Below are 23,518 nucleotides of genomic sequence, written 5' to 3'. Positions count from 1 at the left end.
CTACGGACGACGGTTCCGCTCTGCCCGTGCGACGAGCCCCTCCAACGCCCGGAACCAGGTCCCGGCGAGGTCCTCGACCGTCTCACGCGGCAGCAGCCCTTCCAGATAGGACCAGTGGGCGGCCAGCACCGGCCCGTCCGCCCGGTCCTCGGTCACCACGTTGATGCTCAGCGCGTGGCCCTCACGCATCGCGGCCTCGGGTCCGATGTCGGCCGCGTCCTCCTCGGGCGCGTACGACCAGTCCCGCTCCTCCGGGATGCCGAACCGGCCGAGGTAGTTGAACTCGATGCGGGCCGGTTCACGGGCCGCCAGTACCTCGCGGGTACGGGGGTTGAGGTGGCGCAGCATGCCGTAGCCGACGCCGTTCGCGGGGAGCGAGGCCAGGTGCTCACGGACCCGGCGTACGGCTTCCTCGGCCGCCGGGCCGCCCGCGAACGCCTCGGCCAGGTCGATCGAGCCCGGATCGAGCCGCACCGGGAAGACGCTGGTGAACCAGCCCACCGTACGCGAGAGGTCGACATCGTCCCCGGCCAGATCCTCCTCACGGCCGTGGCCCTCCAGGTCGACCAGGACGGAGGTGTCGGTTCCGCCGCCGCGCCGCCGCCAGTCGGCGAAGGCCAGGGCGAGACCGGCGAGCAGCACGTCGTTGACGCCCGCGCCGAACGCGGCGGGCACGGTCGACAGCAGCGGCCCGGTGCGTTCGGCGGGCAGCCGCGTGATCACCTCGCGCTGGGTCGCGGTCGTGTCCAGGTCCGGGTCCAACGCCCGTACGAGAGGGAAGGGTTCGCTGCCGCCCTCCAGGACGGCCGTCCATACGGGCAGCTCCGCCTCGTGTTCGGGGGCCTGGGCCAGTTCGGACAGCAGCCGCGACCAGCGGGCGAACGACGTGTCCACCGGATCGAGCCGCACCGGCCGCCCGGCGGAGACGACCTGCCACGCCGCCGCCAGGTCCGGCAGCAGCACCCGCCACGACACGCCGTCGACCACCAGATGGTGGGCCATCAGTAGCAGCCGTCCGGGCGCGTGGCCCGCGTCGAACCACACGGCCCGCACCATGGCGCCCGAGTCCGGGTCCAGCAGTGCCCGCGCCGCGTGCGCGTGCTCGCGTACGGCCTCGCCCAACGCCTGGGCGTCGTGCCCGGCCACGTCCACCCGGTCGATCCACGCGGCCGCGTCGACCGCGCCGACGGGCGGGACGTGCAGCGACCAGTCCTCGGTGGCGTCACGCGACGGCCGCACCAGCCTCGCCCGCAGCAGGTCATGCCGGTCGGCCAGCGCCTGGAGCACGGCGGTCAGGCCGGGCAGGTCCAGCTCCGCGGGCGTACGGACGAGCGCGGCTTGGTGGTACGTGGAGAAGGGGCCGCCCAGTTCGCGCAGCCAGTGCATCACCGGGGTGAGCGGCACCGTTCCGGTCCCGTCGTCCTCCGCGCGCGGCGCGCCGGTGTCGGCGGACTCGGCGACCGTGCTCAGCCCGGCGACCGTACGGTGCCGGAAGACGAGACGCGGAGTGATCCGTACGCCCGCCGCCCGGGCCCGGCCGACGAGCTGCATCGCGACGATGCTGTCGCCGCCCAGGGCGAAGAAGTCGTCGTCCACACCGACCTGTTCGAGCCCCAGCACCTCGGCGAAGACCGCGCAGAGCGCCTTCTCCACGGGTGTGGCGGGCGCGCGTCCGGAGGACAGGCCGGAGAAGTCGGGCGCGGGCAGGGCGGCCCGGTCCAGCTTGCCGTTCGCCAGCTGCGGGAAGCGCTCCAGCGGGACGACGGCGGCCGGGACCATGTGGTCCGGGAGCCGGGCGCCGACGTGGGCGCGCAAGTCCGCGGGGTCCGGTGCGGAGCCGGGGGCCGGGATCACGTACGCCACGAGCTGCTTGTGCTGACCTTGCTGACGTACCGTCACCAGTGCTTGGGCGACGGAGGGATGTGCGGTGAGCACGGACTCGATCTCGGCCGGTTCGATGCGGAAGCCGCGGATCTTGACCTGGTCGTCGGCCCGGCCGAGGTAGTCGATGCGGCCGTCGGCGGTCCAGCGGGCCAGGTCGCCGGTACGGTACAGCCGCGTGCCCGGCGCGCCGAAGGGGTCGGCCACGAAGCGTTCGGCCGTCAGGGCGGGAGCGCCCAGATAGCCGCGGGCCAGGCCGCCGCCCGCGAGGTACAGCTCGCCGGTGACGCCGGGCGGCACGGGTTGCAGCAGGCCGTCCAGCACGTAGGCGCGGGTGCCGGTCACGGGCCGTCCCACGAGCGGGCGTTCGCTGTCGCGGACGCGCGCGACGAGGGCGTCGACGGTGGACTCGGTCGGACCGTAGAGGTTGAACGCCTCGGTGCCGCTCAGCGCCGCCAGCCGCCGCCACAGCGCGACCGGCACGGCCTCACCGCCGACGCCGACGACGGAGAGGGGGCAGGTGTCGCCGTCCAGCAGGCCGCTGTCGGCCATCTGCGCGAAGAACGACGGGGTGACCTCCAGGAAGTCGAAGCGGTGCTCGACCACGGCAGCGGCGAGCAGTTCGGGATCGCGCTGGACCTCCTCCGACACGATGTGGACGCAGTGCCCGTCCAGCAGCCACAGCTGCGGCTGCCAGGAGGCGTCGAAGAAGAACGACCAGGCGTGTCCGGCCCGCAGGTGCCGCCGCCCGGTGATCCGGGTCGCCGGGGTGTAGAGGGTCTCGCGGTGGCTGCGGAACAGGTTGCCGAGGGTCCCGTGGGCGACCACGACGCCCTTGGGGCGGCCGGTGGAGCCCGAGGTGTAGATGACGTACGCCGGATGCTGGGGCGACAGCGCAGCGGTCCGCTCGGCGTCGGTGAGGTCGGCCGGATCCTGGTCGGCGATCCGCTCCGTCACCGCGGGCTCGTCCAGTACCAGCACACCTCGCGTGGGCAGGGCACCGGCGAGGTCGCGGGTGGTGAGGGTCAGCACCGGACGTGCGTCGTCGAGGACGTCGGCCGTGCGCTCGGCCGGTGCGTCGGGATCGAGGGGCAGATAGGCGGCCCCCGCCTTGTGGACCGCGAGGACGGCCACCAGGAACCGCGCGGTGCGGGGCAGGGCCAGCGCCACGAACCGCTCCGGTCCCGCCCCGTGGGCGACCAGCAGCCGGGCCAGGCGGTTGGCCTCGGCGTTCAGCTCGGCGAAGGTGAGCTCGATGCCGTCGGAGGCCACGGCGGGCAGCTCGGGGCACTGCCGCGCCCGGTACTCGAACAACGCGGGGACGGTCGTCGGCGCGGCGAGGAGCGGCCGGCTGTGCCAGCCGCCGACCAGGCGGTCCCGCTCGTCCTCGCCGAGGATGTCCACCCGCCCCACGGTGACGTCCGGGTCGGCGGTCACGGCCCGCAGGACGCGGCGCAGGCGGTCCGCGAAGGACTGCGCGGTCGCGTGGTCGAACAGCTCGGCGCTGTACTCCAGGACGCCGTCGACACCGCTGCCGTCGCCGCGCTCCACGAAGTCGAAGGACAGGTCGAACTTGGCCGTCGTCGACGCCACCTCATCCCGTCGGGCGTGCAGCCCGGGAAGCCCGGTGTCCTCTCCGCCGGAGGCGAGGTACACCACCATCACCTGGAACAGCGGGTGCCGGGCGAGCGACCGGGCCGGGTTGAGCACCTCCACCAGCCGCTCGAACGGCACGTCCTGGTGGTCGAAGGCCGCCAGGTCCGTCTCCCGCACCCGGGCCAGCAGCTCCCGGAAGGTGGGATCGCCGGAGGTGTCGGTGCGCAGCACCAGGGTGTTGAGGAAGAACCCGACCAGGTCCTCCAGGGCCGCGTCGGTGCGCCCGGAGATCGGGCTGCCGATCGGGATGTCGTGGCCGGCGCCCAGCCGGGTGAGCAGGGTCGCCACGGCGGCCTGCAGGACCATGAACACGCTGACGCCGTTGTCGCGGGCCAAGCGGTGCAGATCCGCGGCCAGTCCGGCGTCGAGGGAGAGGTCGGCGGAGCCGCCCCGGTAGCCGGCCTCCAGCGGCCGGGGCCGGTCGGCGGGCAGCGCCAGCTCCTCCGGCAGTCCGGCGAGCGCCTGCCGCCAGTAGGCGATCTGACGCTCGCTGACCTCGGCGAGCAGCCGCTCCTGCCACAGCGTGTAGTCGGCGTACTGGACCGGCAGCGGCGCCCAGTCCGGAGCCCGCCCGGCCGTTCGGGAGGCGTAGGCGAGGGCCAGGTCCCGGTTGAGGGGCAGCTCCGACCACTCGTCACCGGCGATGTGGTGCAGCAGGAGCAGCAGGGTCCACTCGTCCTCGCCGGTGCGGAAGACGTGAACGCGCAGCGGGGGTTCGCGGTCCAGCTCGAAGCCGTACGCCCCGGCCTGTGTCAGCCGCTGGGCGAGCCGCTCCTCGTCCGTGGCCTCCACCTCGAAGGGGATGCGGACCTCGTCCGGGTCCAGGATTCGCTGGAACGCCCGGCCCTCCTCGTCGGGGAAGACGGTGCGCAGCGTCTCGTGCCGTACGACGAGATCGTGCACCGCGGCCCGCAGCGCCTCGACGTCCAGCGCGCCGGTGAGCCGCCAGGCCGAGGGGATGTTGTACGTCGCGCTGGCCCCCTCCACCTGGTAGAGCACCCACAGGCGCTGCTGGGCCGAGGACAGCGGCAGCCGCTCGGGGCGTGGGCGGACCGTCAGCGCCGGACGGGCGGCGGCCTCTGCCGTGCCGCCCTCCGCCAGCCGTTCGGCGAGCCGGGCCACCGTGGGCGTGTCGAACACCGTGCGCAGCGATACCTCGGCGCCGAGCACTGCGCGGATCCTGGCGGTCAGTCGCATGGCCAGCAGCGAGTGACCGCCCAGGGCGAAGAAGTCGTCGTCGATGCCCACCTCGGGGACGTCGAGGACCGCCGCGAACGCCTCGCACAGCAGGTCCTCGCGCGGGGTGCGGGGCCTGCGTCCCGACGTGAGCGCGGCGAAGTCGGGTGCCGGCAGGGCCTTCTCGTCAAGCTTGCCGCTGACGGTGCGCGGCAGGGCGGGCACCGTGACGTAGGCCGCCGGCACCATGTGCGAGGGCAGCGCGGCAGCCGCACGAGCGCGCAGGTCGGCCGGATCCGGCATGCGGTCGCCGACCGGAAGGACGTACGCCACCAGCCTGCGCACACCCGGGGTGTCCTCGCGGACGACGACCGCGGCGGTCGCCACATCCGGGTGCCCGGCGAGCAGGGCCTCGATCTCCCCGAGTTCGATGCGGAAGCCGCGCAGCTTGACCTGGCTGTCGGCCCGCCCCAGGAACTCCAGCGAGCCGTCACGGCGCCGCCGGGCGAGGTCGCCGGTTCGGTACATGCGGCTGCCGGGCGCCCCGAAGGGGTCGGCGGTGAACCGCTCGGCGGTCAGGCCCGGTCGGTTCAGGTAGCCGCGTGCCAGGCCCTCGCCCGCCAGGTACAGCTCGCCGGTCACGCCCACCGGTACCGGTCGCAGGGCGCGGTCGAGGACGTGGGCGCGGATGTTGTCGAGCGGCGCGGCCCATCGGCCGGAGGCGTCGTCGTGCCATCCGTAGGCGTCGACCGCGCACTCGGTGGGGCCGTACAGGTCGTGGACCTGCACGCCGGGCAGGGCGCACAGGCGCTCCCACAGCGGCGCCGGGGTCGCCTCGCCGCCGACAGCGATCACGCCGGGGACGTGGCCGCCCGGCTCCAGGAAGCCGTGGTGGATCAGCTCGCGCAGATAGGTCGGCGTGACGTCGAGGAAGTCGATCCGCTCCCGGCCCAGATACGCCAGCAGCGCGGCCGGGTCGGCCATGGTGGCCTCGTCGGTCACGTGCAGTTCGTGGCCGGCCAGCAGCCAGATCAGCGGCTCCCACGAGCCGTCGAAGCTGAACGACGCGGCGTGTGCCGCCCGCAGCCCGGCCCGTCCGGCGGCCCGCTCCGCCGGACCGATCAGGTCGTCGCGGTGCGCGGCGAAGAAATTGCTCAGGCCGCGATGGGTCCCGACCACGCCCTTCGGCCTGCCGGTGGAGCCGGAGGTGAAGATGACGTACGCGGCGCTTGCGGGAGCGGGCGACAGCCGCGCTGGAGCGTCCCCGCCCGCTCGCAGGTCGAGGTCGTCGAGCAGCACCCGCCCACAGTCGTCCGGCAGCCTCGGGGCAAGGGCCGCCGTGGTGAGCACGCACAGCGGTGCCGCGTCCTGCAGCATGAACTCCAGCCGTTCGGCGGGGTATTCGGGATCCAGCGGCAGACAGGCCGCCCCGGCCTTCAGCACACCGAGGATCGCCGGGACCATGAGGGCACGGGGCAGGGCCAGCCCGACCACCGTCTCGGCACCGGCGCCCCGGTGCGACAGGAGCCGCGCCACGGCGGCCACACGCTCGGACAGCTCCCGGAAGGTCAGCCGGGTCCCTCCGGCGACCAGGGCGGGGGCGTCGGGGCGGTTCCGTACGACGTCGTCGAAGATCTCCGGGACGGTGCGGGTCTCCAACGGCCGGGCCGTGTCGTTCCACGCGGTCGCGGCGGCCGACTCCTCCTCGTCGGTCAGGACGCGCAGGGTGCTCACCGGCCGTGCCGGGTCCCGGGCGACTTGCTCCAGCAGGCGCAGCAGCCGCTCGGCCAGCGCGTCCGCGGTCTCGGCGTCGGTGAGGTCGGTGGCGTACTCCAGCAGCAGCGCCATGTCGCGTCCGGCGCCGTGGTCGACGAAGGTGAAGTCCAGGTCGAACTTGGCCATGCCGGTGTCCATGTCGAACCACTCGGTCGGCAGTCCGAACAGGTCGGGATCGCCGTCGGGCCGGTGGTGGTAGCCGAGCATCACCTGGAACAGCGGGTTGCGGTCGGCGACCCGGACGGGGTTGACCGCGTCCACCACCCGGTCGAACGGCACGTCCTGGTGTTCGAAGGCGGCGAGCGCTGACTCCTTCACGCGGTCGAGGAGTTCGGCGAAGGACGGGTCGCCGGACAGGTCCGTGCGCAGTACCAGCGTGTTGACGAAGAAGCCGACCAGGTCGTCGACCGCGCTGTCGGTGCGGCCCGCGATCGGCGCGCCGAGCGGGATGTCGTCCCCGGCGCCGAGCCGGTGCAGCAGTGCCGCCGTCGCCGCCTGGAACAGCATGAACATGCTGGCCTGATGGGTGGCGGCCAGGTCCCGCAGCGCGGCCCCGGTCGTGTCAGGAACCGCCCTGCGTACGACGGCACCACGGCCGGTGGTCCGGGCGGCACCCGGGCGGTCCAGGGGCAGCGGGATCTCTTCGGGCAGGTCGCGCAGTGTGCGCGTCCAGAAGTCGAGCTGCCGTTCGCCCACCTCGGCGAGCAGGGCTTCCTGCCACAGCGTGTAGTCGGCGTATTGCGCCGGCAACGGCTCCCAGTCCGGCTCCCGCCCGGCCGTGCGGGCGGCGTAGGCGTGGTTCAGATCGGCCAGGAAGGGCCGGTCGGACCACTCGTCGGTGGTGATGTGGTGCAGCACCAGCGCCACCACCGAGTCCTCGTCGCCGAGGCGCAACACCTCGGCCCGTACCGGGAGTTCGGCGCTCAGGTCGAAGGGGCGGCGCTGGGCGGCCTCGATCCGCGCGGGCAGTTCATCCTCGGCGCAGTCGGTGACCCGGAACTCGGGCTCGGCCTCACCGGGCGCCGCGATCCACTGGTACGGCTCGCCGTCCTCCACCAGGAAGCGCGTACGCAAGGCCTCATGACGGTTCGTCACGTCTCGCAGCGCGGCCCGCACGGCGTCGAGATCCAGCGTGCCGCGGAGCCGGAAGACGAGGGGGAAGTTGTATGCGACGCCGCCTCCGGTGATCCGCTCCACCAGCCACAGCCGCCGCTGGGCCGCCGACAGCGGGATGCGCGCGGGCCGCTCCGTCGCGGGGGTGAGGACCGGGCGGGCGGGCCGTCCGGCCTCCGCGCGCAGCGCCAGCGTCTCGGGGGTCGGGGCCTCGAACAGGTCGCGGATCGCCAGCTCCGCGCCCAGTTCGGTGCGGGCCCGGCTGATCAGCCGGGTGGCCAGCAGCGAATGGCCGCCCAGGTCGAAGAAGTTGTCCTCCGCGCCGGTGCGGGGCAGCCCGAGCACCTCGGCGAAGAGACGGCACAGCACCTCCTCGACGGGCGTGCGCGGCCCACGTCCCTCCGACAGGGCCACCGCGGGCTCGGCGTCCGGCAGGGCCCGCACGTCGAGCTTGCCGTTGTCGTTCATCGGCAGCCGTGGCAGGACCACGAAGGCGGCCGGGACCATGTAGCCGGGCAGCCGCTGCCCCAGATCCTCACGCAGCCGTCGTACGAGCGCGCCGTTGCCGCGGGTGGCAGTGGGGGTGTTGGCGTACGGGGCGGTGCCCCGGTCCGGGCGGGGGCGGTGCAGGCCCGAGGTGCGCCGGGGTTCCGTGCCGCGTACGAACACGGCGTCGAAACAGCCCGGTTCGTCGGACCAGGTGGTCAGGACCCGGTAGCCGTGGGACTCCCCCAGCCGCCGCAGGTGCTCGGGCTCCTCGCCCGCCGGAGCGGGGCCGGGCAGCCGTCCGGCGTCCATCGCCCGCATCGCCGCGAGGTCGTCCGCCGTTCGCGCGTCGGGTATGCGGCGGACCCGGAGCAGTTCCGCGCCGTCCAGGCGGGCGACGAGGTCGCCCGTGCCGGTCCAGTCGAGCACGGGAGCGTCGTCCACCCGCACGGCGCCTCCCCCCTCGTACAGCACCACGTCGTACCGGTACCGGGTCAGCTCGTTGTGGTGCCGTCCGGCCTTGGCGCGCAGTTCGACGCCGACGCCGAGGGTGCTGAACCAGTCCGGGTCGACGAGGAGTTCCTTCTCCAGGGCGAGCCCCCGGTCCACGGCCCGGCGCAGCGCATCCGGATCGGCGTCCGCGCCCGCACGGGCCAGCTGGATGCCCGTCTGGAACACGCGCGCCTGCCGCAGATCGCGCACGTCCCCGAGGAACAGGGCACCGCCCGGCGCGAGCAGCCCCATCGCGCCCCGGATCACCTTGCGCAGATGGTCCAGGCTCGGGAAGTACTGCACGACGGAGTTGATGACGACCGTGTCGAAGAAGCCGGTCGGCAGACCGTCCGTCACCTCGGCGGCCTGACAGCGCAGTTCCACCTTCCGGGCCAGCTCCGGGTCGGCCTTCAGATCCTCGCCGAGCTTGCGGATCACGGGTGCCGCGAAGTCCGTCGCCCAGTAGGACTCGGCGTCCGGGGCGAGCCGTGACAGCAGCAGTCCGGAGCCGACGCCGATCTCCAGGATGCGCCGCGGCCGCAGCTCGCGGATGCGCTCCACGGTGGCCTCACGCCACTCGCGCATGTGGTCCAGCGGGATGGGCGCACCGTCGTAGGAGCTGTCCCAGCCCGCGAAGTCCTCGGTGAAGACGGCCGTGCCGATCTCGGTGTACTCCGCCGAGTAGATCTCCCGCCACTCACCGATCTGCTCCCGCTCGGCCGCCTGGAGAGCCTCGGCGTCGGGTTCCGCCGGGACGACGTAGCCCACCAGCCGCTTGGTGCCGGGCGCGGAGGTGTCGTCGCGGGCGATGACGGCGGCCTGGGAGACCTCGGGGTGCTGCGCGAGCACCGTCTCGATCTCGCCCAGCTCCACCCGGTGGCCGCGGATCTTGACCTGGTCGTCGGTACGGCCGAGGAAGTCGAGGTTGCCGTCCGGGCGGCGGCGCACCAGGTCGCCGGTGCGGTACATGCGCTCGCCCGGACGCCCGTAAGGGTCGGCGACGAACCGCTCGGCGGTCAGGCCGGGCCGGTCGAGGTAGCCGCGGGCCAGGCCCACGCCCGCGATGTACAGCTCGCCCGCCACACCGTCCGGCACCGGACGCAGCCAGGTGTCGAGGATGCGGGCGCGGGTGGCGCGGATCGGGCGGCCCACGGTCGGGGTGGCGCTGTCGTGGGTGCCGCCGCCGAGGGTGTTGATCGTGTACTCGGTGGGCCCGTACAGGTTGTAGCCGTACGTCCCCTCCGTGTCCCGCAGCGTGTTCCACACCGCCTCGGTGACCGCCTCGCCGCCGAGCAGCACCAGCGGCGGCCGGTGGCCCTCCAGCAGGCCCTCCTCGATGAGGAGATGGGCGTACGTGGGGGTCACGTTCACGACGTCGACGCGGTGCTCCTCGCAGTACGCCACCAGCGCGGTGGCGTCCCGCCGCAGCTCCTCGTCGCAGACGTGCACCTCGTGGCCCTCGACGAGCCACAGCAGCTCCTCCCAGGACATGTCGAACGCGAACGACACGGTGTGCGCGATGCGCAGCCGCCGCCCGCCCGCCGACGCGATCGCCGGGGCGAAGATCTCCTTCTGGTGGTTGAGCTGCATGTTCGTCAGGCCGACGTACGGCGTGACCACGCCCTTGGGGCGGCCCGTGGAGCCGGACGTGTAGATGACGTAGGCGGGGTGGTCCAGGCTGAAGGTCCGCTGCACGGGATCGGCGGGCAGACCCGCGAGTTCCGCGGCCACCTCCGGGTCGTCGAGCAGAACGCGCGGGGTGTCGCCCGTCAGCGTCCCCGACACCGCCTTTGTCGACAGCAGGAGCAGCGGGCGGGCGTCGGCCAGCATCAGCGACAGCCGCTCGGCCGGATGGTCCAGCTCCAGCGGCAGGTAGGCGGCTCCCGTGCGCAGCACCGCGAACAGCGCCACCACCATGTCGATCGACCGGGGCAGGCCGAGCGCGACGACCTGCTCGGGGCCCGCCCCGCGCGCGATGAGCAGCCGGGCCATCCGGTTGCAGCGGGCGTCGAGTTCGGCGTACGTCACGGTCTGCGCGCCGAAGACGAGGGCGGTCGCGTCCGGGGTGCGGGCGGCCTGGGCGGCCAGCATGTCCGCGACCGTCTCGTGCGGCACCGGCTGCCGGTTCGCGGCCTCCTCGCGGGCCAGTGCGGCGGCCTCGGCGGGCAGCAGCGGGTCCAGCGAGCCGACGGGCGTGGCGGGGTCGGCCACCAGCCGGTCCACCAGGAGCACGAAGCGGTCCAGCAGGCTGCGCGCGTACGTGTCGTCCAGCAGGTCCGGGCGGTAGGCGAGGGTGACGCGGACCTGCTCGCCCGGGGTGACGACCAGGTTGGCCGGGTAGTGCGTGGCGTCCACGTTGGCGACCGCCGTCGCCCCGTGCCGGTCGCGCAGCTCGGCGAGCCGTTCGTCGGTGTCGGCGTTGCGCAGCACGAACAGCGTGTCGAACAGCCGCCGGTGGCCGGTCTCGGCCTGCAGGACGCCCAGACCGAGGTACTCGTGCCGCATCAGCTCCAGCCGCTCGCCCTGGATGCGGCGCAGCAGGTCGAGCACCGGCTCGCGCGGGTCGAAGGCGATGCGCGCGGGGACCATGTTGAGGAACATGCCGATGACGTTCTCGACGTCCGGCACCTCGCTCGGCCGGCCCGCCACCGTCGTACCGAACACGATGTCCGTACGGCCGGTCGCGCTCGCGAGGACCAGGCCCCAGGCGGCGTTGAGCACGGTGTTGAGGGTGAGTCCGTGGCGGCGGGCGGTGTCGCGCAGCCGCTCGGCGGCCTCCGGGGCCAGGACGGCGTCGAGGTGCTCCGGGATCACCGGCTCCGGGCCCCGGTCGTCGACGGCGGGCGCCAGCAGTGTGGGCTCGTCGAAACCGGCCAGCGCGGCGCGCCACGCGCGGGTCGCTTCGGTGTCGTCCTGCCGCTCCAGCCAGGTCAGGTAGTCGCGGTAGGAGCCGGGGCGGGCCAGACCGGCCGGGTCGCCGCCGCTGTCGTACAGGGCGAACAGCTGGTCCAGGAACAGCCAGGCGGACCAGCCGTCCCACAGGATCAGATGGCGGCCGATGACGAGCCGGTCGCCGCGGGCGTCGCCGAGCCGGACCAGCAGCATCCGGAACAGCAGCGGGCGGGTCAGGTCGAAGCGCCGGGAGCGCTCCTCGTCCATCAACTCCCGCATCCGCCGGTCCTGTTCGGCCGTCGGCAGCCCGGACAGGTCCACCTCCGTCAGCGGGATCTCGGCGTCCCGCACGATGAACTGCACGGGCTGGCGCAGTCCTTCGCTGGTGAACCCGGCGCGCAGGCTGGGGTTGCGGGCGAGGAGGGTGCGGGTCGCGGCCCGCAGCCGCTCGGCGTCCACGCGTTCGGCGAGGTCGAAGGACTCGTGGACGGTGTAGACGTCGAGGGAGCTGTCGTCGTACGTGGAGTGGAAGAACAGGCCCTCCTGGAGGGGGGCGAGGGGCCATACGTCCTCGATGCGGCCCGGCGCCAGCCGCTCGACCGAGGCGCGCTCCTCGTCGGTCAGCTCGAACACGGACACGGTGACCGTCGTCTCGTCCGCCGTGGTCGCGGCCGCCGCGAGCGCCGCCGGTGTGCGGTGCTCGAAGACGTCGCGCGGGTCGAGCACCAGGCCCGCGCGGCGGGCCCGGCTGGAGACGGCGATGGAGCTGATGCTGTCGCCGCCGAGCAGGAAGAAGTCGTCGTCGACGCCGACGTCCGTGAGCTTGAGTACGGCGGCGAAGATCTCCGTGAGCAGCTGTTCACGCGGGGTGCGCGGGGCGCGGGCGGCGGCCCGCACGGCCCGGGGTGCGGGCAGCGCCGCCCGGTCCAGCTTGCCGCTGGGGGTGAGCGGCAGGGCGTCGAGGACGACGTAGGCACCGGGGACCAGGGCGGCGGGGAGCGTGCCGGACAGGGCGTCGCGCAGTGCGGTGGCGTCCGGGGCGGCACCGGCCCGCGGCACCACATGGGCGACGAGCGCGTCGTCCCGTACCGTCACGGCGGCCTGTGCCACCTCGGGCAGGCGCGCCAGCGCCGCCTCGATCTCGCCGAGTTCGATGCGGTTGCCGCGCAGCTTGACCTGCCGGTCGGTGCGGCCCAGGTACTCGATCACCCCGTCCGCGCGGCGCCGCACCAGGTCGCCGGTGCGGTACATGCGGGTGCCGGGCGGGCCGTAGGGGTCGGCGGTGAACCGCTCGGCGGTCAGCGACGGACGGCCGTGGTAGCCGCGGGCGAGTTGCACGCCCGTCAGATACAGCTCGCCCGGGACCCCGTCGGGAACCGGCCGCAGGCAGGAGTCCAGCACCCGCAGGCCGGTGTTCCACACGGGCCGCCCGATGGGCACGGTCGTGCCCACGTCGTCGCCGTACGCGTGGTAGGTGACGTCGACGGCGGCCTCGGTCGGGCCGTACAGGTTGTGCAGCGGTACGCCGGTCAGGGCGTGCCAGCGGCGCGCGGCCTCGACGGGCAGCGCCTCCCCGCTGCTCAGCACGCGGCGCAGGGAGGCCGCCCAGGAGGGGTCGCCGGTCACCTCGTCCGACTGCAGGAACGCCTCCAGCATCGACGGCACGAAGTGCAGGGTGGTGATGCCCTGTCGGCGGACGAGTTCGGCGAGATACGCCGGGTCGCGGTGGCCGTCCGGCCGGGCGAGGACCACGGCCGCGCCTTCGAGGAGCGGCCAGAAGAACTCCCACACGGACACGTCGAAGCTGGACGGCGTCTTCTGCAGCACCCGGTCGTCGGCGCGCAGCCCGTACGCGCCCTGCGTCCACGCGAGCCGGTTGACGATGGCGCGGTGGGTGACGACCACGCCCTTGGGCAGGCCGGTCGAGCCGGAGGTGTAGATGAGGTAGGCGGGGTCGTCGGGGCGGGCCGCGCGCCCGGGGACGGGCTCCGCGTCCTCCGACGGGGCATCCAGGAGAAGCACCGAGGGGCCCGTCTCCGGCAGTCGGTCGGCCGTCGCGGTCAGCGTGACCACCGTCGTGGCGCCGGAGTCGGTGAGCATGTGGGCCACGCGGTCCGCCGGGTAGTCCAGGTCCACCGGCAGGTAGGCGGCGCCCGACTTCAGTACGGCGATCAGCGCGACCATCAGCTCCGCCGACCGTGGGACCGCGACCGCGACGAACGCACCGGGACCCGCGCCGCGACCGCGCAGCCGGTCGGCCAACGCCTCGGCACGGGCGTCGAGTTGGGCATACGTCAGCCGCTGGTCCTCGAACACGACGGCGATCGCGTCCGGCGTGCGGGCGGCCTGTGCCGCGAACGCCTCGGCCAGGGTGGTCTCCGGAACGGGACGCTCCTCGCCGACCGGGTGGGCCCGCAGGGCCTCGTCGGGCGACAGCAACTCGACGGAGGCGGCGGGGTTCGTGGGCTCGTCGGCGATCGCCTCCAGGATGCGGGCGAGCCGGTCGCCGAGTGCGCGCACGGCGTCGGCGTCCAGCCGTTCCGTGTGGTGCTTGAGGCGCAGGTCCAGCCGTCGGCCGGGCTTGACGACGAGGGCGAGCGGATAGTGGACGGCGTCGTGGAACGCGTCGCCGGTGATCCGGATGCTGCCCGAGGGGTCCCCGAGGTCCGTCTCGGCGGGGTAGTTCTCGAAGACCACGAGGGTGTCGAAGAGTTCGCCGCCGCCCGCGTGCCCGGCCAGCCGCTGGATCTCCGCCAGGCCGAGGTGCTGGTGGTCGAGCAGCCGTGCCTGCTCCTCCTGGAGGCGGACGAGGAGGCCCCCGAGCGGCTCGCCCGGGGCCCAACGGAAACGGGTCGGCAGGGTGTTGATGAACAGGCCCACCATCGAGGCGATGCCCTCGACCTCGCTGTCCCGGCCCGAGACCGTGGTGCCGAACACCACCTCGCCCCGGCCCGTGAGCCTGCCCAGCAGCAGCCCCCAGGCGGCCTGGACCACCGTGCCGAGGGTGACTCCGTGGGCGCGGGCCCGCTCGGTGAGGCGCGCGGTGGTCGACTCGGGCAGCTCCACGCGGACGTGCGCCGGCCGCACCGGCGCTCCCGTGCCGGGGGCGTCGACCAGCCGGGTCGGCTCGTCGAGGCCGGCGAGGGCGGTGCGCCAGGCGTCGCGGGCCGCGTCACGGTCCTGCTCCGCGAGGCGGCGCAGGAAGGCGCGGTACGGGGTGACGTCGGCGAGCGGAGGCGTGCCGTTGCCGTAGGCGGCCATCAGTTCGCGGTGCAGGACCGGCAACGACCAGCCGTCGGCCACGATGTGATGGAACGTCAGGACGAGTCGGCTGCGGTGTTCGCCGAGCCGGATCAGTGCGCAGCGCAGCAGGGGCGGCGCGGCCAGGTCGAAGCCCTTGGCGCGCTCGTCGGCGGCCACCGCCTCGCCCAGCGTCTCCCGGACCGCGCCGCCCTGTGCCGACACATCGACTTCCCGCCACGGCAGCTCGGCATCCCGGGTGATGATCTGCACCGGCGTGCCGTCGGGGCGCCGGCGGAAAGCGGCCCGCAGCGGCGCGTGCCGGTCCAGCAGGTGCTGTGCGGCGCGGCGCAGGGTGGGGCCGTCGACCGGTCCTGCCAGGTCGAGCACCTGCTGCACGACGTAGGCGTCACCGTCCGGGCCACCGCTCAGCGCGTGGAAGAAGAAGCCCTGCTGAAGCGGGGTGAGCGGGAGCAGTTCCTCGACGGCGAGCGGCCGCGCGCCCTGGATTTCGGCCAGTTCGGCCGCGTCGACCTCCACCAGCGGGTGGTCGGCGGTGTGCTCGTCGGTGCGTTCGACGGCCGCCTTCGCGAGGGCCTCGACCGTGCGGTGCCGGAACACGTCACGGGTGGTGAGCCTGAGCCCCGCCTCCCGCGCCCGGACCAGCAGCTGGATGGCGGTGATGCTGTCGCCGCCGAGGGCGAGGAAGTCGTCCTCGGCCGTCACCGAGTCCAGCCCGAGGACACCGGCGTACAGGCCGCACAGCAGTTTCTCGCGGGCGGTGCGCGGGGGGCGGCCGGAACTCATCGCCGTACGGTCCGGGACGGGCAGCGCCTTGGCGTCGATCTTGCCGCTGGGGGTGACCGGCAGGGCGTGCAGCGGGACGAAGGCCGACGGGACCATGTAGTCGGGCAGCCACTCGGCGGCGTGCGCGCGCAGGGTCCGCATCAGGGCCTGCACGTCACGGAAGGGAGCGGGACGATTGGCGTGGGGGTACGCGTGGGCGGGGCGGTACACCCCGGAGAGCGGGCCGTCGAGGGCGAGGACCACGTCGAAGGCGCCGTCGTCGGCGGCGCCGTTCCAGGTGAGGGCCGCCCGGTAGCCGTGCTCGGCGGCCAGGGTGTGGACGTCCTCGGGGTCGACGCCGGGGGCCGCCTCCTGGCCGCTGCCGTCCAGCCGCCGCAGGTCGGCCAGGTCGTCGGCGAGACGGGCGTTGGGCACGCCGGTGACCCGCAGCCGCCGTGGCCCCTCGGCCAGCAGCCCGGCCAGGCCGGTGAGCCCGCCGACGGCGGCCCAGTGCACCTCCCGCTCCTCCGGCATCCCCGGCGCGGCTGCACCGGGGCGCAGGACCACGTCGTACCGGTACCGGCTCAGCTCGTTGTGGTGGGCGGCCCGCTTGATCCGGACGTCGGTGTCGAAGCCGTCGAGCGCGGCGAAGAAGTCCGGGTCGAGGAGCAACTCGCCCTCCCACCGCACCGACTGCTCGACGGCCGCGCGCAGCGCGCTCTTGTCCACGTCCTCCTCGCCCGCCGAGCGCCTGGTCTCGACGGCGGCGCGCAGGGTGCGCAACAGCCGCAGATTGCGTACGTCGCCGACGAAGATCCGCCCGCCGGGGGCGAGGAGTTCGGACACCTTGCGCAGGACGTCGGTGAGGTACTCCGCGCTCGGGAAGTACTGGGCCACGGAGTTGAGGACGACGGTGTCGAAGTAGCCGACGGGCAGCCCGGTCGTGTCGTGCGCGGGCTGCGCGCGCAGTTCGACCCCGGTGATGTCCACCTGGGCGCGCAGCGCCCCGATCGCCTCGGCCGAGAGGTCGGTGCCCCAGTACGCCTCGCAGTCGGGCGCGATCCGGGACAGGATCAGACCGCTGCCGACACCGATCTCCAGCACACGCCTTTGTGGGCCGAGTTCACGGATGCGCTCGATGGTCGCGTCCCGCCACTCCCGCATCTCCCCGACGGGGATGGGGAGCCCGTCGTACATGCTGTTCCAGCCCGCGAAGTTCTCCCGGAAGCCCTCCGAACCGGCGGCGCTGTAGAGGAGTTCGTGGACTTGCTTCCACTCCGCCACACGGTCGTCCGGGGCGTCGAGGGCGGGGACGACATAGGCGGCGAGCCGCCGGTCGCCGGGGCGGTCCTCGCGGGCGACCACCGTGACCTGGTCGACGGCCGGGTGGCCGCGCAGCACGGACTCGATCTCGCCGGGCTCGATGCGAAAGCCGCGGATCTTGACCTGGGTGTCGGCGCGGCCGAGGAACTCCAGCCGTCCGTCGGCCTTCCAGCGGACCAGGTCGCCGGTGCGGTAGAGCCGTTCGCCGGGCGCACCGAAGGGGTCGGCGACGAACCGCTCGGCGGTCAGGTCCGGACGGCCCAGATAGCCCCGCGCGAGGCCCGCTCCCCCGAGGTACAGCTCGCCCGTGACACCGGCGGGAACCGGCCGGAGGAGCGCGTCGAGGACGTACGCGCGCGTGCCGGGGTCGGGAACGCCGATCGGCACGATCGACCCCGCCGGGATGTCCGGATCGCACAGGCCGAGGGTGGAGTTGGTGGTGGCCTCCGTGGGGCCGTAGGCGTTGAACATCATCCGCCCGCGGGCGTAACGGCCCACCAGCTCCGGGGACACCCGCTCAGTGCCCGCCAGCAGCGTGGCGGCGGGCGGCAGTCGTACGTCGTCGGGCAGGGCGGCGAGCAGCGCCGGCGGCAGGATCATGAAGGTGATGCCGTGGGCGTTCGCGTAGTCGGCGAGCGGAGCGCCGGGCACCCGCCGTTCGGCCGGTACGACGACCAGCCGGCCGCCGGAGAGCAGTCCGAGACACAGGTCCCAGAAGGCGACGTCGAAGCTGGGCGAGGCGAACTGCAGCACCCGGCTGTGCGGCCCGATGCCGAACCGCTCGCTCTGCGTGGCGACGAGTTTCGCCACACCGCTGTGGGCGAGGACGACACCCTTGGGGCGTCCGGTCGAGCCCGAGGTGTAGATGACGTAGGCGGCGTTCAGGACGGAGACGGTCGCATCGGGGTCGTGGGCGGGTCGCCCGGCCAACTCCGCCGCCGTGCCGGGTGAGTCGAGTTCGAGCAGGGCCATGCCGTCCCGCTCTGGGAGTTCCCGCGCGGTGTCCTCGGTGGTCACCATGCAGACGGGCGCGGCGTCGCCGAGCATGTAGGCAATGCGGTCCACCGGGTAGTCGTGGTCGATCGGCAGATAGGCGGCGCCGGACTTGAGGACGGCGACCTCGGCGACGATCAGGTCGGTGGAGCGCGGCAGCGCCAGCGCGACGATGCGTTCGGGGCCGGCGCCGCGCGCGATCAGGGCGTGCGCGAGCCGGTTGGCGCGCTCGTCCAGCTCGGCGTACGTGAGTTCCTCGTCCTCGAAGACCAGGGCGACGGCGTCGGGACGCGTCCGGACCTGCTCGGCGAACATCGCGGGCCAGGTGTGCGGCGGCACCGTGTGCTCGGTGGCGTTCCAGTCGACGACGACCTGCCGGTACTCTTCCGGGCTCATCAGGCCGAACCGGGCGACGGGGGTGTCGGGCCGGGCCAGTGCGTCGGCGAGGAGGGTCCGGTAGTGGCCGAGCAGCCGCTCGACGGTGGTGCCGTCGAACAGGCGGGGGTCGTACGACGCCCGCGCCGCGCCCCCGCGTACCTCCAGCACCACGTCGACCGGAGCGGGCAGCTCCCCGGCGGGCCGCGCAGCCGTCGCGAACACCGTGTTGAAGAACAGGCCCCCGCCGCGCGTCGGCCGGGGGCGCAGTTCGTCGATCAGGAGCTCGGCGGGCACCCGGTAGGTCTCCGCGTCCTCCCACGCCTCCGTCACCCGCCGCACCAGCTCCTGGAAGGTGGGGTCGTGGTCGACGGACACCCGCACCGGGAGCCCGTCGTGGCCGACGGTGAGGTCGGAGGCGCCGGTGTAGCGGTGCAGCAGGGCGACGAACGCCGCGAGCAGCACGGGGTCGGCGGCCTCGGGGACACCGGCCAGGGTGCGGGTCTGCCGTTCCGGGGCGGGCCGCGCCGGATGGGGCCGGTCGGTGGGCAGGGATGTCTCCAGCGGGAGCGGTGTGAGTATCCGTCGCCAGTACGCCAGGACTTCTTCGGAACCGCACACAGCAGCGTGCCTCCCCAGCGGGTCGGTCCCGGCCCTGGGCCGGGGATCGCCGACATACTAAGGTAAGGGTTACCTAATTCACAGGGGAACCACATGGTTCACCAAGGGGTGGGATGCCGGGCCGTCTCGCCCTAGGCTGGGTTAAGGTAAGCCTCATCAAAGGAAGTTGACGTGGGGACCTCAGCGGTCCGGGCGGCGAAAGGCCCCCGCGCAGTCACACTGCTCGCGCTCTCCGGCGCGGCGCTCCTCGCGCTGTGCGCCCTGTCCATGGCGTACGGCGCGCTCGCCGTACCCCTCGACCAGGTCTGGGACACGCTGCTCGGCGACGCGCCCAACTCCCGGGTCGAGAACGTGATCTGGTCGGTACGTCTCCCCCGCACCGCCCTCGGCCTGGCGACCGGGGCCGCGCTGGGCCTGTCGGGGGCACTGATGCAGGCCCTCACCCGCAATCCCCTGGCGGATCCGGGGATCCTGGGCGTGAGCGCGGGCGCGGCGTTCGCCGTCGTGCTGTCGGTGGGTGTCCTGGGCATCGGCTCGGTGTACGGCTACATCTGGTTCGCCTTCGCCGGTGCGCTGGCGGCCAGCGTGCTGGTCTACCTCCTGGGCGGGCTGGGACGGTCCGGATCGACGCCGGTCAAACTGGCCCTGGCCGGTGTGGCCGTGACGTCCCTGCTGTTCTCCCTGACCAGTGCGGTGGCGCTGACCGACCCCGACGCCCTCAACCGTTACCGCTTCTGGTCCGCGGGCTCGCTCGCCAACCAGAACGACGAAGTCCTCCTGCGTGTCCTGCCGTTCCTCGTCGTCGGCGCGGTCCTCGCGCTGGCCTGCGCCCCCGCCCTCAACAGCCTCGCGCTCGGCGACGACGTCGCGAAGTCGCTGGGGCTCAAGCTGGGGACGGTCCGGGTGTGCGGGGTAGTGGCCGTCACGCTGCTGACCGGCGGAGCGGTCGCCGTGATCGGCCCGGTCGTCTTCGTCGGCCTGGTCGTGCCGCACATCGCGCGCGTCCTGGCGCAGTACGCCGGAATCGGCCCCGATCACCGCTGGCTGCTCCCCCTGTCGGCGGTGCTCGCCCCTTGCCTGCTGCTGGGGGCGGACATCGCCGGGCGGCTGATCGCCCGTCCGGTCGAGATCCAGGCGGGCATCCTGGTCGCCTTCATCGGAGGCCCGTTCTTCATCGCACTGGTCCGCCGCCGCCGACTCGCGGAGCTGTGAGCCATGACGCACCGACGCAGGGGTTGCGAGACCCGCAGAACCGACGCACGAAGCTGCGAGCCCGGGACGAGCCGACACCCGGAGGCGTGGGCCATGACGCACCGGCACACAGGCTGCGGACCCGCGACGAGCCAACACCGGGAGGGGCGGGCCGTGACGCACCGACGCACGGGCTGCGGACCCGGGACGAGCCAACACCGGGAGGGGCGGGCCGTGACGCACCGACGCACGGGCTGTGCACCCGGGACAAGCCGACACCCGAAGCCACGGGCCACGACCCACCGACGCACGGCCTGCCACCCCGCCACGCACCGACACCCGAAGCCACGCGCCATGATCCACCGGCACACGGCCCGCGACCCCGCCACGAGCCGACGCCCGAAGCCATGGGCCCATGAGGGACCGGCTCGCAGGGCTGTGTGTCATGTCGAACCGACGTGCGGAGCGGTGAGGCCATGACGACCGAACTCGTGCCCGGAGCGGGCCGGAGAGACGCGGCGGACCGGGTTGCCGTGCCCCGCTCCGCCCGCCGTGTCCCCTTCCGGCTCGCCGTCCCGCCCGTCTCCGGGGTGCTGCGGCCCCGGCTGGTGGCCGTGTGCCTGGTCCTGGCCGCCGCCGCGTTTCTCGCGTTCTGCGTGGAGACCGCCATCGGGGACATCAGCCTCCCGCTCACCGATGTGATGCGGGCCCTGGTCGGCGCGGGCGACCCCGGAACCCAGCTGATCGTCCATGAACTGCGCCTGCCGCGGGCCCTGGCGGGACTGCTCGTCGGCATCGCGTTCGGCGTCTCGGGCGCTCTGCTCCAGACCATGACGCTCAACCCGCTCGCCAGCCCCGACATGATGGGCATCACCCAGGGCGCCGGAACGGCGGTGGTCGCCGGCATCGTCCTCGGCTGGGACACCGGCGCGGGCACCCAGGCCCTGGGCCTGCTCGGCGCGCTGACGGCCGCGTCGCTGGTGTACGTACTGGCGTGGAAACGCGGCACCACCGGCTACCGGATCGTCCTCGTCGGCGTCGGCATCGCCTGGATCTGCACCAGCGCCACCGACTACCTCATGGCCCACGGCCGCCAGTTCCAGGCCCAGGCGGCGCTCGGCTGGCTGGTCGGCAACCTCAACGGCCGCACCTGGCAGCAGATCGGCCCCCTGGCCCTGACCATGGCCGTCCTGGTGCCCGCGGCTCTGCTGCTGGGGCGGCTGATGCGGACCCTGCAACTCGGCGACGACGTCGCCCGGGGTCTGGGCACACGCGTGCAGACCGTCCGGGTGGCCGTGCTGCTCATCGCCGTCGGACTGGTGGCCTTCGGCACGGCGACCGCCGGACCGGTCGCGTTCGTGGCGCTCGCCGCACCCCAGGTCGCCCAGCGCCTGGCCGGCACCGCCGTCCCGCCGCCCGTGGCCGCCGGTCTGACCGGCGCCGTGATGGTGCTCGTGTCCGATCTGATCGCCCGGAAGCTGATCCCGGACACGGAGCTCCCGGTGGGCATCGTCACGGGCGTGCTGGGCGCACCCGTTCTGCTGTGGCTGCTCGTCCGCGCCAACCGCGCCGGTTCAGGAGGCTGACAACGTGTCATCGAAGCACGAGGTGTACGAAGACCCCGCGGACGGCCCCGACCTGCGCGCCGAGGGATTGCGCCTGGCGTACGACGACCGGGTCGTCGTCGAGAACCTCGACGTGGTGATTCCCTCCGGCCGGATCACGGCGATCGTCGGCGCGAACGCGTGCGGCAAGTCCACACTGCTGCGGGCGCTGGCCCGGCTGCTCACGCCCAAGTCCGGTGCCGTGTATCTCGACGGGCGCTCGGTGCACTCGATCCCCACCCGTGCCCTCGCGCAGCGGCTCGGCATCCTGCCGCAGACGCCCGTCGCTCCCGAGGGACTGACCGTCATCGACCTGGTGGGGCGCGGTCGTTCACCGCACCAGACGTGGTGGCGGCAGTGGTCCGCCGACGACGAGCAGGCCGTGCACGAGGCGCTGCGGGCCACGGCGATGACCGACCTCGCGCACCGGACCGTCGACGAACTCTCCGGAGGACAGCGACAGCGGGCCTGGATCGCCATGGCGGTCGCGCAGGGCACCCCGGTGATGCTGCTGGACGAGCCGACGACGTATCTGGACCTCGCGCACCAGATCGACGTCCTCGACCTGATCACCGATCTGAACCGGCATCAGGGCCGCACGGTCGTGATGGTGCTGCACGACCTCAACCAGGCCTGCCGGTACGCCGACCACGTCGTCGCCATGAAGGCGGGCCGCGTCGTGGGCGAGGGCGCTCCCGCCGAGGTCGTCACCGCGGCGATGGTGGAGGAGGTCTTCGGGCTGCGGTGCGTGGTCGGCGAGGACCCCGTCAGCCGGACGCCGATGGTGATCCCGATGGGCCGTCACCACGAGGCCACCGACGAGTCGGCCGCCGTCGCCGTCCCGGGCACGACCGGCTGAGGCCCGGGAGCGGTGCGGACCGGTGAGGTCACCGGTCCGCACCGTACAAGCTCCGTCACGGAACGGTTCCGCCATGCGCCCCTGCGCTACGGACGATCCGTCAGATAGCCCCCCATGGTACGGAAGTAGTCGGTGGCGGCGTACTCGGTGCCGTCCTCGGTCCGCACGCGTCTGACCACCAGACCGGGCAGGCGCCCGGTCCGCGCATCGGCCCCGGCGACGACGACCACCCCGTCGCCCTCGCGGATGAAGATCCGCCCCGGTGTGCCCCCGTAGCGGCCCTCGGAGACGGCGGCCGAGACGATCCGGATGCGTTCGCCGCGGTGATGGGTGAAGGCGTTCGGATACGGGTCCGACTGGGCCCGTACGAACCGCTCCAGGTCCTCGGCGGGCCAGGTCCAGTCGATCCGGCTGTCCTCCGGGGACCGCTTGTGGAAGAAGCTGGAGCGGGAGCGGTCCTGCGGCGTCCACACCGCCTTGCCGGAGGCGATGAGGTCCAGGGCGTCGGTGACGATCGGGCCGATGAGGTCGACCGTGCGGTGGAACAGGTCCGTCGCCGTGTCGGTGGACCCGACCGGCACCGCGCGCTGAAGCAGGATGTCGCCCATGTCGAGCTCGGCGTCCATGCGGTGGGCGGTGACCCCGACCTGCTTCTCGCCGTTGATGAGGGCCCAGATCAGCGGCGAGAAACCGGCGTAGGCGGGCAGCAGCGAGTCGTGGATGTTGAGCGTGCCGTGCGGCGGCAGGTCGAAGATCTCCGGCGGCAGCCAGGTGCGCCAGTTGTTCGCCACGATGATGTCCGGCTCGGCCTCCTTGAGCGCGCGCAGGAGTTCGTCGTCGCCCGGCCGGTTGCGCAAGAGCACCGGCACACCGTGCTGTTCGGCGAGGTCGGCGACCGAGTCGCTCCAGATCCTCTCGTACGCGTGGTCGCTCTTGGGATGGGTGACGACCAGGACCACCTCGTGCCGGGAGTCGAGCAGAGCCCCCAACGTCCGGTGCCCCCACGTCTGATAGCCGAACATGACGACCCGCATATGAGCCTCCTCAGGCATTG

At 73.4% G+C, this 23,518-nt stretch carries 5 protein-coding genes; 3 read left to right on the top strand and 2 right to left on the bottom strand.

The features are described from left to right. Positions 1-18,810 carry a non-ribosomal peptide synthetase gene (locus HJD23_RS40300; protein WP_171117090.1) on the bottom strand — a complete coding sequence of 6,270 codons (18,810 nt, stop codon included), beginning with the start codon at positions 18,808-18,810 and terminating at the stop codon, positions 1-3. Positions 18,811-18,981: 171 nt separating this feature from the next. Here HJD23_RS40300 and HJD23_RS40295 point away from each other — a divergent pair, with 171 nt between their 5' ends. From HJD23_RS40295 to HJD23_RS40285, 3 genes are all read left to right on the top strand, one after another. After that, positions 18,982-20,022, top strand: a complete 1,041-nt coding sequence (locus HJD23_RS40295; RefSeq protein WP_171117088.1) for an iron chelate uptake ABC transporter family permease subunit — start codon at positions 18,982-18,984, stop codon at positions 20,020-20,022. Positions 20,023-20,477: 455 nt separating this feature from the next. Next, on the top strand, positions 20,478-21,587 hold the full coding sequence (locus HJD23_RS40290) for an iron ABC transporter permease (RefSeq protein ID WP_171117086.1): 1,110 nt from the start codon (positions 20,478-20,480) through the stop codon (positions 21,585-21,587). A gap of 4 nt (positions 21,588-21,591) precedes the next feature. Next, on the top strand, positions 21,592-22,464 hold the full coding sequence (locus HJD23_RS40285; RefSeq protein ID WP_240980930.1) for an ABC transporter ATP-binding protein: 873 nt from the start codon (positions 21,592-21,594) through the stop codon (positions 22,462-22,464). An 86-nt stretch (positions 22,465-22,550) separates the two neighbouring features. Here the strand turns inward: HJD23_RS40285 and HJD23_RS40280 are convergent, their stop codons facing one another. Continuing rightward, the gene (locus tag HJD23_RS40280) at positions 22,551-23,498 is read right to left on the bottom strand and encodes a methionyl-tRNA formyltransferase (RefSeq protein WP_171117084.1); all 948 of its coding nucleotides are present in this window, start codon (positions 23,496-23,498) and stop codon (positions 22,551-22,553) included. Positions 23,499-23,518: the final 20 nt, after the last annotated feature.

Source organism: Streptomyces sp. Z423-1 (assembly GCF_013009255.1).
In the GTDB taxonomy this organism is placed as follows: Bacteria; Actinomycetota; Actinomycetes; order Streptomycetales; family Streptomycetaceae; genus Streptomyces; species Streptomyces gossypiisoli.
Note: the sequence above shows the minus strand (reverse complement) of the source record. Positions and strands in the feature narration are given on the sequence as shown.

Coding starts and splice junctions, on each gene's coding strand:
- HJD23_RS40290 (WP_171117086.1), top strand. CDS start 20,478: ATGACGACCGAACTCGTGCCCGGAGCGGGCCGGAGAGACGCGGCGGAC.
- HJD23_RS40280 (WP_171117084.1), bottom strand. CDS start 23,498: ATGCGGGTCGTCATGTTCGGCTATCAGACGTGGGGGCACCGGACGTTG.